Annotated in this window: 15 protein-coding genes, 1 tRNA gene and 1 pseudogene; 9 read left to right on the top strand and 8 right to left on the bottom strand. The window is 55.3% G+C overall.

Annotated features, from left to right (window positions below; translation table 11 throughout):
- Positions 1 to 44: 44 nt before the first annotated feature.
- On the bottom strand, positions 45 to 470 hold the full coding sequence (locus ACZ5ER_RS02305) for a molybdenum cofactor biosynthesis protein MoaE (protein WP_050002217.1): 426 nt from the start codon (positions 468 to 470) through the stop codon (positions 45 to 47).
- A gap of 70 nt (positions 471 to 540) precedes the next feature.
- On the opposite strand from ACZ5ER_RS02305, the gene ACZ5ER_RS02300 reads away from it, so the two are divergent.
- Positions 541 to 1,350, top strand: coding sequence for a hypothetical protein (locus tag ACZ5ER_RS02300; protein ID WP_050002218.1), 810 nt, complete (start codon positions 541 to 543; stop codon positions 1,348 to 1,350).
- Here ACZ5ER_RS02300 and ACZ5ER_RS02295 read toward each other — a convergent pair.
- From ACZ5ER_RS02295 to ACZ5ER_RS02285, 3 genes are read right to left on the bottom strand one after another with little or no spacing between them, the layout of a single operon-like run.
- Positions 1,343 to 2,041 (bottom strand): ThiF family adenylyltransferase, encoded by a 699-nt coding sequence (locus ACZ5ER_RS02295; RefSeq protein WP_050002219.1) that lies wholly within the window; start codon positions 2,039 to 2,041, stop codon positions 1,343 to 1,345. The two genes, ACZ5ER_RS02300 and ACZ5ER_RS02295, sit on opposite strands and share 8 nt — an antisense overlap.
- Position 2,042: 1 nt before the next feature.
- Positions 2,043 to 2,309 carry a ubiquitin-like small modifier protein 1 gene (locus ACZ5ER_RS02290; RefSeq protein WP_050002220.1) on the bottom strand — a complete coding sequence of 89 codons (267 nt, stop codon included), beginning with the start codon at positions 2,307 to 2,309 and terminating at the stop codon, positions 2,043 to 2,045.
- Between the two features lie 56 nt (positions 2,310 to 2,365).
- A complete protein-coding gene (locus ACZ5ER_RS02285; protein WP_464934714.1) occupies positions 2,366 to 2,878 on the bottom strand; it encodes a CDP-2,3-bis-(O-geranylgeranyl)-sn-glycerol synthase in 513 nt (170 codons plus the stop codon).
- A 72-nt stretch (positions 2,879 to 2,950) separates the two neighbouring features.
- On the opposite strand from ACZ5ER_RS02285, the gene ACZ5ER_RS02280 reads away from it, so the two are divergent.
- Genes ACZ5ER_RS02280 through ACZ5ER_RS02260 form a run of 5 tightly spaced genes read left to right on the top strand, consistent with a single transcriptional unit; the run spans position 2,951 to position 7,450 of the window.
- Positions 2,951 to 3,850, top strand: coding sequence for an LEA/WHy family protein (locus ACZ5ER_RS02280; protein WP_050002222.1), 900 nt, complete (start codon positions 2,951 to 2,953; stop codon positions 3,848 to 3,850).
- Between the two features lie 42 nt (positions 3,851 to 3,892).
- Complete coding sequence (locus ACZ5ER_RS02275) at positions 3,893 to 4,408, top strand: DUF3201 domain-containing protein (RefSeq protein ID WP_050002223.1); 516 nt, start codon at positions 3,893 to 3,895, stop codon at positions 4,406 to 4,408.
- A 9-nt stretch (positions 4,409 to 4,417) separates the two neighbouring features.
- Positions 4,418 to 5,569 (top strand): RsmB/NOP family class I SAM-dependent RNA methyltransferase, encoded by a 1,152-nt coding sequence (locus ACZ5ER_RS02270; protein ID WP_050002224.1) that lies wholly within the window; start codon positions 4,418 to 4,420, stop codon positions 5,567 to 5,569.
- 3 nt (positions 5,570 to 5,572) lie between these two features.
- Positions 5,573 to 6,583, top strand: coding sequence for a lysylphosphatidylglycerol synthase transmembrane domain-containing protein (locus ACZ5ER_RS02265; protein WP_050002225.1), 1,011 nt, complete (start codon positions 5,573 to 5,575; stop codon positions 6,581 to 6,583).
- 30 nt (positions 6,584 to 6,613) lie between these two features.
- Positions 6,614 to 7,450: an NAD(+) kinase gene (locus tag ACZ5ER_RS02260; protein ID WP_050002226.1), complete on the top strand. Its 837-nt coding sequence runs from the start codon at positions 6,614 to 6,616 to the stop codon at positions 7,448 to 7,450.
- Here ACZ5ER_RS02260 and ACZ5ER_RS02255 read toward each other — a convergent pair.
- From ACZ5ER_RS02255 to ACZ5ER_RS02240, 4 genes are read right to left on the bottom strand one after another with little or no spacing between them, the layout of a single operon-like run.
- Positions 7,447 to 8,199, bottom strand: coding sequence for a DUF835 domain-containing protein (locus ACZ5ER_RS02255; RefSeq protein WP_050002227.1), 753 nt, complete (start codon positions 8,197 to 8,199; stop codon positions 7,447 to 7,449). The two genes, ACZ5ER_RS02260 and ACZ5ER_RS02255, sit on opposite strands and share 4 nt — an antisense overlap.
- Positions 8,190 to 9,167: a bifunctional N(6)-L-threonylcarbamoyladenine synthase/serine/threonine protein kinase gene (locus ACZ5ER_RS02250; protein WP_050002228.1), complete on the bottom strand. Its 978-nt coding sequence runs from the start codon at positions 9,165 to 9,167 to the stop codon at positions 8,190 to 8,192. The genes ACZ5ER_RS02255 and ACZ5ER_RS02250 overlap by 10 nt, the downstream gene beginning before the upstream one ends.
- Before the next feature lie 51 nt (positions 9,168 to 9,218).
- Positions 9,219 to 9,752, bottom strand: coding sequence for a flavin reductase family protein (locus ACZ5ER_RS02245; protein ID WP_050002229.1), 534 nt, complete (start codon positions 9,750 to 9,752; stop codon positions 9,219 to 9,221).
- Positions 9,753 to 9,801: 49 nt separating this feature from the next.
- Positions 9,802 to 11,118 (bottom strand): acetate--CoA ligase family protein, encoded by a 1,317-nt coding sequence (locus ACZ5ER_RS02240; RefSeq protein WP_464934713.1) that lies wholly within the window; start codon positions 11,116 to 11,118, stop codon positions 9,802 to 9,804.
- 69 nt (positions 11,119 to 11,187) lie between these two features.
- On the opposite strand from ACZ5ER_RS02240, the pseudogene coaD reads away from it, so the two are divergent.
- The 3 genes and pseudogenes from coaD to ACZ5ER_RS02225 form a co-directional block, all read left to right on the top strand.
- Positions 11,188 to 11,652, top strand: a pseudogene (gene coaD, locus ACZ5ER_RS02235) (phosphopantetheine adenylyltransferase); the annotation flags it as partial.
- 67 nt (positions 11,653 to 11,719) lie between these two features.
- Positions 11,720 to 12,400, top strand: coding sequence for a triose-phosphate isomerase (tpiA, locus tag ACZ5ER_RS02230; RefSeq protein ID WP_464934712.1), 681 nt, complete (start codon positions 11,720 to 11,722; stop codon positions 12,398 to 12,400).
- Between the two features lie 76 nt (positions 12,401 to 12,476).
- A tRNA-Gln gene (locus ACZ5ER_RS02225) sits at positions 12,477 to 12,552 on the top strand.
- Positions 12,553 to 12,953 lie beyond the last annotated feature (401 nt).

Below are 12,953 nucleotides of genomic sequence, written 5' to 3'. Positions count from 1 at the left end.
GATTTTGCTGACTATTGAGAATAGTATGCAAAAAGTGGAGAAAGTCAGACTGGAACCTGCCTGTCTCCCTCAATCCAGAACGTGCCCTCATCTGTCACTTCCTTCTTCCACACCGGAACCCTCTTTTTGACCTCGTCCAGCGCCCAGGAGCAGGCCTCAAAGGCCTCCTTCCTGTGCTTTGCACTGGCCACTATGAGTATTGTGTCTTCCCCAACCGGGAGCTCGCCGTAGCGGTGCCATATGAGCATGTCCAGAATCGGAAACTTCTCAAGGGCCTCCTTTCTTATCCTCTCCATCTCGGCCTCGGCCATCTCAGGATAGGCCTCGTAAATGAGCTTCTCAACCCTCCTGCCGTGGCTCTCATTCCTGACCTGACCTAGAAAGACCACGTACGCCCCGCTCTCAGGGATACGGAGAAGGCTTATCGCTTCATCAACGCTGAAGGGCTCCTTTGTCAGCTTGACTTTCATGCCTAATCCCCTGGGAAGATAAGCCCGGAAGGTTTAAAGTTTTAGTTCCAGAGCAGATGCCGGTGAAAGCATGAGGAAGCTTACGGTGCTGATACTCGTGCTTATTGTAGTCTCGGCGGGGTGCATTGGAGGGGACACTTCCCAGCCCCAGACTTCAAAGGCAGACGGGGAGACAACAAGCCCACAGAGCCCCATCAAAACCGGCTCCGAAAAGGAGAACACCCCGATTGACCCTGTGAAGGCCTTGGAAGAAATAAAGCAGTACTCCTACGCCGAGGATGCCAGTGTTGAGCTGGACATGGAGATGAAGTCCGGAAACTTCACACAGGAAGCAAACTTCACCATGATAATAGAGGAGATGGGGTACGTGGACTTTGAAGAGAAGAAGGCCAAGATTATGACAACGACGACCACACTGCCAGACAACGTGACGTTCAATATGAGCCTGGTTGTTGTCGACGGAAAAGTCTACATCAAGGATATTGGTGAGAGGATTGCCAAAAACGATACTTCGTTCTGGCGCATCAACCCGGTTTCGGTTGCAAGGGAACTACTCAAACTCCAGCCGGTCGGCAACTACACAGAAAACGGAACACTTGTCCTCGTATATTCTGTTCCAGAGGAACTGATACTCCCGATGGCAGAGTTTTATTTCGCAACCCCCGACATGAACACCACCGTGACCGACGCGACCGCCGAGCTGTACTTCACCGATGAAGGGTTCACTGGAATGAAACTGACCTACGGAATCATCGCCACCACTACGGCAGAAGACATAAGCGGGGAAATAATAGAAGTCACCGAGAGGGGCTACTGGAAGGGGACAATAAAAATAACTTCCATCAACAAAAAAGAAGAAGTTGAAGCCCCGTCTACCTGAGCTCAACGACGTCAAAGTTGTTGTAGGCCAGGTCAACCAGCAGGAGCCTGTTGAGAAGGGGCTCACCGACCCCGGTCAGGAGCTTTATGACCTCCATCGCCTGTATTGAACCAATGACGCCGGCGGTGGCCCCGATTATCGGGAACTTCCCGCTTTTTTCTTTCACACTGGGGAAAATCTCGCGCAGGCTCTTTGTTTTTCCGGGGACTATTGTCGTCACCTGGCCAAAAGTCCCCTCGACGGCACCGTGGACGAGGGGAATGCCCTTTCTCTGGGAGTACTCATCGAGCAGGAAGCGGGTCTCAAAGTTGTCGAGGCAGTCAACGATTACATCGACCCCCTCAAGGACTTCGTCAACGTTATCCTCACTCAGCCTCCCCACGAATGTCTCGATTTTTATATCGGAGTTGAAACGCTCCAGCTTCCACTTCGCGGAGAGGGGCTTCGGGTTCCTCGCCACGTCCTCTTCCCAGTGGAGTATCTGCCTGTTGAGGTTGCTGAGCTCGGGCTCCTGCTCGTCTATCAGGAGGAGTGTTCCCACCCCCGCGGCGGCCAGGTAGTAGGCCACAGGGCTTCCGAGACCGCCGACGCCAACCACCGCGACCTTCGCCCGTTTGAGCTTCTCCTGTCCCTCCGTTCCAAAAATCATTATCTGTCTGTCGTACCTCTCCAGCTCCCTCTCGCTCAGCATATCAACCACCACTCACCGGCGGGAAGAGCGCCACGGCATCACCGTCCCGGAGAACCTCATCAAAGCGGGCATAGCGGCCGTTCAGGGAGACGTTGACGTCAGCTAAGTCGTCGTCCTCGGCAAAAACCTCGTTCTTCAGAACCGGGTGCCTCTCCTTGAGGATTTCTATCAGCTCTCTTATCGTTATTCCATCGGGAACCTCAAGCTCCTCCTCACTCTTACCAACGAGGGAGCGGTAGCGGGCAAAATACCTCACCTTGACCCTCATCCACACCACCGGAAGAAGTTGGGAGGAGAGTTAAAAAGGGTTGCTGGACGGCTTTGTCACCAAGGGACGCTCTTCCAGCCCATTTTGTAGGCAAAGTAGTTGGCGCCCCAGTGGATGAAGGGCGAAACTACGAGGAGGAAGATAATCTGCCCGCTGGAGAGAGTCTTAACAGGATAGGCGAAGGCAAGGGCGCTTATCAGGAAACCGAGCTGGTCGAGGCCTATGGCCGGAGCACCGCGCGGGAGGTTTGCGCGCCTCTTGATGAAGCTCCCAACGAGGTCACCAAAGAGCGCACCGAATGAAAGCAGGAACGCGAGCTTTACCGCCGTCGGAAGGTCTCCGTAGAACCCAGGGGTTATGAAGTACTGGACTACACCAACGAGGGTCCCAATGGCAACTCCACCGATGAAGCCCCGCCAGGTCTTTCCATCTCCAAGAATCCTCCGTCCGTCCCTCCACTTTCGCCCGCCGTCTATGGGCGGCCCTCCCCCCACGAGAACCGGGGAGGCGTTGGCAAAGTAGGCGGGAAGGATGTACCAGAACGCCCAGAACACGGATTCCAGCCCCATTTCACCACCAGAGGAATAAACTGGGAACCTTTTATAAGGGTTGGGGCTGGAATCCGAGACAGGGTGACAGGTATGATAAAGAAGCTCGTTGCAATAGTGCTCCTCGCGTTGCTCCTATGGGGGGCTTATGTCTCGTACACACTCCTCAGCTCGCCACCAAAGCTCAGCGCCCGCTGGGGCACAGTGACCGAGACAAACACGGAGCTGATAATCGAGGGTGAATGGAACCGGCCCCTTCTCCTGCCGGTTTCACTGGAGAACACCACAATGGGCTTTATGGGAATACCCATCGCCAGGACGGAACGGGTTGAGCTCTCTGGAGAGAACGCACTCATCGCCCTCAGCATAGACAACCAGAACCTGATCAGCGCGCTTTTCAAGTACCTTGAGAACGGACAGAGCGGAACTTTTGAAGTTTCCTTCAAGGGGACGGCCCTGAAAGTAATCCCCTTGAGGTTCAGCGTGACCCGAAACGTCGGTATGGACGTCTTCAAGACCTTCAACTTCACCTCCGAGAGCAAGCCTGTGCTCGGGGGCCTCGCGTACACGCCCGCACTCCTCGAGACCAAAGTCACCAGGGTGGAAGAGAAGGACGGTAAGGGAACGTTAATCGCCGACATGAGGCTCTACAACCCCAACTCGTTCCCAATCCCGCTCTCAAACCTGACGTTTGATGTGTACGCGAATGATGTAAAGATTGGAACCGGGTACCTCCTTAAGCCCACTACAATTCCGGCCAAGGACTACGCGACCGTCAGGACGACAATAGAGCTCGATAAGAGCGCACTGGCCAGGGCCTGGGCTCTTCACGTGAAGAACGGCGAAAGGAGCACCATAGAAGTCCAGATGGGGGTCTCAGTGAGCCTGCTGGGTAAAAACCTCAAGATACCCCTCAAAACCGAGAAAAGGTACCTCGAGACCCACATAATAGAGGACATCAACGGGGCACTGGCAGGGCTCGTGCGGGGGTGAGCTTTTAAATCAAGCCCCTCTTTTTTCACTATGGTGAGAGAAATGAACGTTAAGGAAATCCACGAGTTCCTCAACAGAATCTGGAACGACATCTTCACGCTCAACGAGGAGCTCAAGGTCGAGCTCCCAAAAGAAGGGTTCAAAGTGGAGGACGTGGAGGAGGTCTTTGGAGCGTACATATTCCTCGACGGCGAGTGGGTTAGAATGGACTACCCCCACCCGGCTTTTGAGGTGAAGCCGCAAATCGAAGTCGGGGCGACGCCGGAGAGCTACTACTTCGTGGTTGCAGTTCCAAAGGAGAGAATAAACGAGGGCTTCCTGGAGGCGTTCCTTGAGCTCTTCCCGAGGAGCTTCATCTACGGGAGCGAGGACTTCCTGAGCGACGTCCACAACTGGAGAAGAGGGGAGGCGTCGCCTGAGGAAATCCTTAGAAGAATCGAGGAGAGCCGTGAGAAGGTCTTCCAGTTTGAGGCGAACTTTGAGAGCGCCGGAGAGCTGAAGAAAGGGCTTTTGAAGCTCATTGAAGCCGGAAAGCGCTTTGAAATCTTTGACCTGTGAGGTGTCGCGATGAGCCCGGAGGAAGCGTTTCCAGCGGAGCTCAGGGAGTACTACCGGAAGCTCTTCGGGAGCGAGGCAGAGGAGATAATGGCGTCGCTCAGGACTCCCGTCGAGAAGTACTACATCCGCGTCAACACCCTCAAGACGAGCAGGGAAAAGCTGATGAGAATCCTCAGGCGCGAGGGCCTGAAGCCGAAGAGGAGCCCCTACCTAAAGGAGGGCATCTACTTCGAGAGGGAGGGCCCGAACTTCCCCGACGACTACAAACCGGGCCTGCCGGTGGTGAAGGCAAACAAGTTCGCGAGCGAGAGCGTCTACCAGGGGGCACACCTCTACGCCCCCGGAGTCCTGCAGGCGGACAGGAACATAAAGCCCGGCGACGAGGTCGAGATACGCGACCCAAGGGGCCTGCTCGTCGGGATTGGAATAGCCAGAATGAGCGCAAAGGAGATGGTCGTCTCGACGAGGGGCCTGGCAGTCGAGGTCACCCTGCCCAAGTTCAAGCTCCCGAGCCTGAACGAGCTGGAGTCCTTCAAGGAGGGCCTCTTCTACGCCCAGAGCCTTCCCTCTATGGTGGTGGCCCACGTCCTTGAGCCGAGCGAGGAGGAGCTGATAATAGACATGGCCGCCGCCCCCGGCGGAAAGACGAGCCACATCGCCCAGCTCCTCCAGAACAGGGGGGAGATAATCGCCATAGACAAGTCGAGGAACCGGCTGAAGAAAATGGAGGAGGAGCTCAACAGGCTCGGTGTGAAGAACGTCAAGCTTATCCGAATGGACGCGAGGAAGTTACCGGAGCTCGGTCTCCAGGCAGATAAGATACTCCTCGACGCCCCGTGCACCGCCCTCGGCATAAGGCCAAAGCTCTGGGAGAGCAGGACGCCGAAGGACATCGAGGCGACGGCCCGTTACCAGAGGGCATTTATCTGGGCCGCCATAAAGTCTCTCCGCAGAGGGGGAGTCCTCGTATACTCCACCTGCACGCTGAGCTACGAGGAGAACGAGGCCAACGTGAAGTTCATGCTGGAGAAGGGACTCAAGCTTGAGGAGCAGGCGGTCTTCATAGGCTCTGAGGGAATTGAAATGGAGGAAGTCCAGCGCTTTTACCCAAACAGACACCTGACGCAGGGCTTCTTCATTGCAAGGCTCAGGAAGGTGTGACGGATGGACTGGAAGAAAGCCGGACTCATGGGCTTTGGAGTCCTCATCATTGGCCTCCTGCTGTGGTGGGCAGGAATACGGGACGTCATTGAGCTCCTGGGCCGGGTTAAGCCGGACTACTTCCTCCTGGCAGTTCTTATGTACATCATCGGGCTCCTCACGTGGGGCCTGCGCTGGAAGGTTCTCCTCGACGCCATCGGTGTGAGGACGGGCTTCAGGAAAGTGCTCCTCGCCCTGCTTTCCGGTATATTCGTCAACAACGTCACCCCTGGGGCGAGGGGCGGTGGCGAGCCCGTCAGGACTTATTTCCTCGCGAAAGAAATCCAGAAGCCCTACGGCCAGGTCTTCGCGACTGTTATGATGGACAGAATCCTCGACATTATTCCCGTTGTGGTGATGCTGGCCCTTTCAACCGCCTACGTCTACAGGCTCGGCTCCATCTCGCTCACCATTATACTCGTCCTCCTCGACATTGCCTTTGCGGGCCTTATACTCTTCACCCTTGGAATCCTGCTGAGCGAAAAGAAGACAAAGGGTGCCCTCTACTGGTTTTTCAGGCTCTTTGAGAGGCTCGCCCCCCAGAAGGCGGAAGACTACCGGGACAGGTTTAAGAAGACCGTTGAAGAAGACGTCCCGAGGTTTCAGAGCGACTTCCGCTTTTTGATGAGGCACAAGGGGGCCTTCCTGCTTGCCCTGGCTTACTCAACCGCCTCCTGGCTCACGGTCGTCCTCAGGACGTACTACGTTTTCAGGGCAATCAACTACCCTGTCTCACTGGTTGACGTCATGGTAGTCCAGATGGTGGGAATGGTCATAGGCATGGTGAGCGTGATTCCGGGGGGAGCCGGAATCATAGAGAGCGTAAACTCCGCGGTCTATATTCTTCTAGGGATAAGCAAGGAAGTCGCCGTCACGGCGACGCTTCTGGACAGGCTGATTTACTACTGGGTTCCAACCGCAGTGGGGGCTCTGGCGACTGCCCACCTCGGGACAAAGATAAAGAGAAAAGTTTAATTAAAACGGGCATAAACAAGAGGGATTGACATGAAGTTCGGAGTTGTTGCCCGCCGGGATAAGGCAGAGGCTTTGAAGCTGGCTTATAGAGTCTACGACTTCCTCAAGGTCAGCGGCTACGATGTGGTGGTTGATGAGGACACATACAGATACCTGAGGGAGTTCGACGAGTCGGACATTCTCCCCCTGGAGGACTTCGACGTGGACTTCATAATAGCCATAGGCGGCGACGGGACCATCTTGAGGGTGGAGCACAAGACCAAGAAGGAAATCCCAATCCTCGGGATTAACATGGGGACACTCGGGTTTCTCACGGAAGTCGAGCCCCACGAGACGTTCTTCGCCCTCAGCAAGCTCCTAGAGGGGGACTACTTCATAGACGAGCGCATAAAGCTGAGGACTTATATTGACGGGGAGGCCAGCGTGCCGGACGCCCTCAACGAGGCGGCTATTCTAACCGGAATCCCCGGAAAGATAATCCACCTCAAGTACTACATCGACGGCGGGCTTGCGGACGAAATCCGCGCGGACGGGCTCATAGTCTCGACGCCAACCGGGTCCACGGGCTACGCCATGAGCGCCGGCGGGCCGTTTATTGACCCCAGGCTCAGCGTCACGGTCATAGCCCCTCTCGCACCCCTGGCGCTCAGCTCAAGGCCGATGGTAATCCCGGCGGAGAGCAGGATAGACATCAGAAACATGACGATAACGAGGGAAATCCTGCTCGCCATAGACGGCCAGTTCTACACCTACCTGCCCCCCGAGACCGAGATAACGATAAAGCTCTCCCCCAGGAGGGCCAGGTTCGTGCGCTTCACTGAAGAGATATATCCCAAATACACGATGAGGCTCAAAAAGAGGTTTTAAAGGGGCTCAAACTCCTTGAGAAAGAGAGCCTTTTCCTGTTCACTCAGCACAGAGTCATCAACAAAGATTATTAGACCAGCCCCATGCTGAAAGACCACGTAGTCCTTGAGGTTTGTCAGGAACTTAAAGACCGCCTTGAAGTCGTTGTAGAGGAGTAGATACTCTACACAGTCAATCAAAACAACGGAACTGGGATTGTCCCTGACAAAGCGGATGATAACGTCCTGAAGTACGTGGAGTGCCGTCGGGTTGATGCCCTCCGAGATCTGAGTCACCCACACCGTCGAAACGTTCTCAAAGCCTTTGTACATGTTAGGCGACCGTGTAACGGCCAAGACTGGGAAGTCGGCACCCTTTAGGAGCTCCATAACGTCAAGAAAGCGGGTCTTGGAAAAGACCACGTGGGCCCCAAAGGAGGATTTTTTGTAGAGGGAAGGTGGACGGGGGATATAGCTGCTCTCCACGAGTTTGATGTAATGGACTATCGCGTAGATTACCCCAACTATCGAAATTGAGTACGCAAACAGCTCAAAATACCAAGCAGGCTCCACACAGCAGAAGTCATCAATCAAATCAGCAACGCGGCCGAGCTCAGCTATCCCGAGGAAAATAACCGAGTACCTCACAAGTGTGTCAATCTCAGACCTATATTTACCCAAACGCTTCACCATGAAGGCAAGCACGTATCCGATAGCCAGGAACAGAATTATATCAATTACCAGAACGTAGAAGGGAACTATCAGCTCCATATAACTTCCACCTCATCGGTTCTAAACTTCTGCTTCACGACGGTCTCTCCAAGGGAGAACCTGATTCCAGCCTTAAACATCCTCAGCCCGGTGTACGCTATCATCGCGCCGTTGTCCCTGCACAGGTCGTAGGGCGGGACGAAGAACTTAACCCCCCTGTCCTGGGCCATGATTTTGAGCATCTCCCTCAGCCTGTTGTTCGCCGCGACGCCGCCAACGAGGACGACTTCATCTTTTCCGGTGTGCGCAACGGCCCTCTCGGTGACCTCAACGAGCGCCGCAAAGGCAGTCTCCTGGAAGGAGTAGGCCAAATCCTCGACGCGGTACTTCCCGGTGCGGTACTTCCTAACTGCCTCGGTCAGAATCCCCGAAAAGCTCAAATCCATTCCCTTTACAGCATAGGGGAGCTCTACGTAGCGCCTGCCCTTGAGAGCAAGCTTCTCAATCTTAGGGCCACCGGGGAAGCCGATGCCGAGTTCACGCGCGAAGGTGTCTATCGCGTTGCCTATCCCAATGTCGAGGGTCTCGCCGAAGACGCGGTAGCGGCCGCCTTCTAAGGCTAAAACCTGCGTGTTTCCGCCGCTCACGTAGAGGCCAACGGGGTCTTTAACGCCGAACATCTTGGTTATCTCGACGTGGGCTATGCAGTGGTTCACACCAACAATCGGCTTGTTGTACTTTATCGCCAGGGCCCTGGCGGCTGTTGCAACAACGCGGAGAGCAGGCCCGAGGCCGGGCCCCTGGGAGAAGGCGATAACGTCAACGTCCTCCATCGTTATTCCAGCAGTCTTGAGGGCCTTCATGAGGAGGGGCTTCAAAAGCCTGGCGTGGTGCTCAGCGGCCTCCTTCGGGTGGATTCCGCCCTTCTCGGTCGTGAGGGTATCAAATACGTTGGCCAGAACTTCCTTCTCAGTGACAATGCCTATGCCGAGCGTGTGGGCGGTGCCCTCTATGCCGAGTGCAATCATGGTGCAGAATAGAGGAAAGCGGTATAAAAAAGTTATTGGGAGGCACAACCGCTACGGCTTGGAGTCTCTTCCAGGACGGTAAATCCTCTTCTCAAACGTTACAAAATCAGTCCAGGCGGCGTGGGCAAGGAAGCCTGCCTCAAGATCAGGCTTGCCGTCCTTAAACGCGTGCTCCTGGTAGGAGCTCCCGACAACCTCGCCAACGAACCACGTGTGGTCGCCGTAGTCCCTCTCGTCAACAACCCTGCACTCCAGGTTCGCGAGGGCCTCCTTTATGCTCGGCGTTTCAATGGCCTTGGACGGAACAAGGGTCACGTTCATCTCCTTAAGCTTCTCCGGGCCGTGCTTCGTGCCCGCTATCCAGACGTCATCGAGCATGTCAAGGCTGGGGACGCTTATCACGAACTCCCGGTACTTCTTGACGAGCTTCCAGGTGTACCTCCGGGGCGCTATGGCAACGCCGACCATCAACGGCTTGGCGGAGAGTATCGTGACCCAGTCAGCCGCCATAACGTTCGCTTCCTCACCCCTCCCAACCACGACGAGATAAGTCCTCATCGGGTAGAGGAGCCTGTACGGATTCATGATAACCACCACATATGAACCCGACGCCAAATTTAAAAAGTTAAAAGCCTCAGCGGAGAGAGAGCCACTTTAAGGCCCTCGCCGCGCGCTCCGGCGTGGGGAAGTTCTTGATTCCATGCTCTTCGAGCAGTTTTACCCCCCCGCGGACGAGCTCACCGGCCATGAAGTTGACGATGACCGGCTTGTCGCAGTCGGCCTCGATAACTGCCTTAGCTATCTCCTCGCTCGGAATGAAAATCGGAGGAACGCAGATTACGAGGATTGAGTCAACGTTCTCGTCCCTGCAAACTACCTCAATCGTCCTCTTGTAGCGTTCGTAGTCGGCATCGGCGATGAGGTCAATCGGGTTCCTGACCGAGCACTGGGGCGGGAGGAAGGAGCGGAGCTCCTCCACAGTCTTATCGCCCAGCTTTGCAATCTCAAGGCCCAGCCTTTCGAGCTTGTCAGTCGCGAGGACGCCCGGACCGCCGGAATTGGTGATGACCGCCACGCGCTTTCCGGCCCTGGGATACATCTCGAAGGCCTTCGCCGCGTCGAAGAGCTCCTCCATCTCCTCGACCTCTATCGCTCCGGCCTGCTTGAAGGCCGCGCGGTAGATTTCGTAGGAGCCTGCGAGCGAGCCGGTATGAGAGGCGGCAGCTTTAGCACCGCTGGCGCTCTTGCCGGCCTTGAGGACTATCACGGGCTTCCTCTCGCTCGCATAGCGAAGGGCTTTCAAAAAGCGTCTGCCGTCCCTAACGCCCTCTATGTAAAGCGCTATCGCCTTAGTGTTACCGTCATCGGCAAAGTACTTCAAAAAGTCGCTCTCGTTCAGGTCAGAGGCGTTTCCATAGGAAACGAAGGCCGAGAAGCCTATGCCCTCGTCGTTGCCCATCGCAAGGGCCGCGCCGCCGAAGGCACCGCTCTGGCTGATGAGGGCGAGCCCGCCGGGTTTAACACGAACCTCAAAGGAGCCGAAGAACCTCCCGTGGACGCCGAAGATGCCGGCGCAGTTGGGGCCGATGAGCCTAACGCCGTGCTTTTTTGCCCTCTCGACCAGCTCGCGCTCAAGCTCTTCTTCCCCCACCTCTGAGAAGCCGGCACTTATCACAACGGCTCCCTTGATTAGCGGGCCGATTTCATCGATGAGGGCTGGAACGAACTTCGCCGGTATGGCGATTATGGCGGTATCGACCGGCTCATCAAGTTTTTCCCGGACTTCAAAGGTCTTCCCCGCGACCTCAACGGTGCCGCCTTTGGGGTTGACCGGGATTATTTTGCCTTCAAAGCCTCCCTCGACAATGTTCCTGAGGATTTCGTAGGCTATGGCACCTTTCTTGAACGAACCGAACACAGAAACGCTTGAAGGGTAGAAGAAGTAGTCCACACCATCACCTCCAAAAGAATCTCCACAGGCCATAAAAAAGCTTATTGGTTCTCGTCCCAACTTTAACCTATGAAGAAAAAGTACCGCAAGGTTGTAGTCGGCGGAACCTTTGACAGGCTACACCTCGGCCACAAGGCACTGCTCAGGAAGGCCTTCGAGGTCGGAAGGGTGGTTTACGTCGGCTTAACTTCAGATGAGATGATAAGAAACAAGCCATACGCCGAGAAAATACTCCCCTACGAGCTCCGCTTAAGGGATTTGCTCAAGTTCTTCAACGTCAACGGCTACACGAACTACCGCGTCATTAAAATCCACACGGCAATAGGCTTTGCAGGAGAAATGAAAAGTCTTGAGGCAATAGTGGTCAGCGAGGAGACCTACAAGGGGGCACTGCTAGTAAACCAGGCGAGGGCCGAGCGCGGGCTCAGACCGCTTGAGATAGTTGTGATTCCGGTAATAAAGAGCTCCCTCGGGCCGAAGATAAGCTCCTCACTGATAAGGGCCGGGCTGATAGACCCGTTTGGGAGGCCGGTTTCCAGTGGAAACGGAACTCCCCGAAAGACGTTTAAGGGGAAAGGACTTAACACCAACGGTGATACCCATGGCGAAGCTGAAGGAGCCGATTATAGCGATCAACTTCAAGACATACATCGAGGCGACCGGAAAGAGGGCGCTTGAGATAGCGAAGGCCGCCGAGAAGGTCTGGAAGGAGACCGGAATAACCATAGTCGTCGCGCCCCAGCTGGCAGACCTCAGAATGATAGCCGAGAGCGTTGAAATCCCGGTCTTCGCCCAGCACATCGACCCGATAAAGCCTGGAAGCCACACCGGCCACGTCCTTCCAGAGGCCGTGAAGGAAGCTGGCGCGGTAGGAACGCTCCTCAACCACTCCGAGAACAGGATGATTCTGGCAGACCTTGAAGCGGCGATAAGAAGAGCAGAGGAAGTCGGGCTCATGACGATGGTCTGCTCCAACAACCCGGCCGTTTCCGCGGCGGTTGCAGCTCTCGGCCCGGACTACGTTGCCGTCGAGCCACCTGAACTAATAGGCACGGGAATCCCCGTGAGCAAGGCCAAGCCGGAAGTCATCACTAACACCGTTGAGCTGGTCAAGAAGGTCAATCCGGACGTCAAGGTTCTCACAGGCGCAGGAATCAGCACGGGCGAGGACGTCAAGAAGGCCCTTGAGCTGGGAAGCGTCGGGGTTCTCCTCGCGAGCGGGGTTACCAAGGCGAAAGACCCGGAGAAGGCGATAAGAGATTTGGTGTCGCTTATCGTCTGAGCCCCTTTTTCCCACTTTTAAACACTGGTTTGTAGGCTTAAGATTTATAAGCCTGGACTCTGCTTTTCTATCGGGCAGCCCCGTGGTGTAGCGGCCAAGCATGCGGGACTTTGGATCCCGCGACCCGGGTTCGAATCCCGGCGGGGCTACCAGACATCCCTGCAATCTCCCTAAACACAGCTCCCATTGCCCTGCTGAACAATTCCATGAACAATTCCATGTTTTCGGGCGAATAAGACCCTTCTGTCTCTTCTTCATAGGGGGTCGCGGGACCACCATATTGTCCCATGACCCAGTCGTTCTGTTCGAAATTCAAACCATTCCTACGCCTTCTCATGGCCGCCACCACAGGACGTTTTCAACCTGTAATTATGCACTGGGGCCCTAATAAGGCTTTTTGTGGTTTCTGTCTAGACATGAAGAAGTTCTGTAAAAAGTTCGAATTTCTGGTGGGTCACGAGACCTGCAGTCCAACCACCAAGTGACTTGAAAAAGATAGACAAATCCCCCCACGATTTTAAGAATAACTTTGTTGGTGTCAAGTCTTGGCCTC

The organism is Thermococcus marinus (assembly GCF_055389025.1).
The sequence above is the reverse complement of the archived record's forward strand: the minus strand, read 5'-3'. Positions and strand labels throughout refer to the sequence as shown.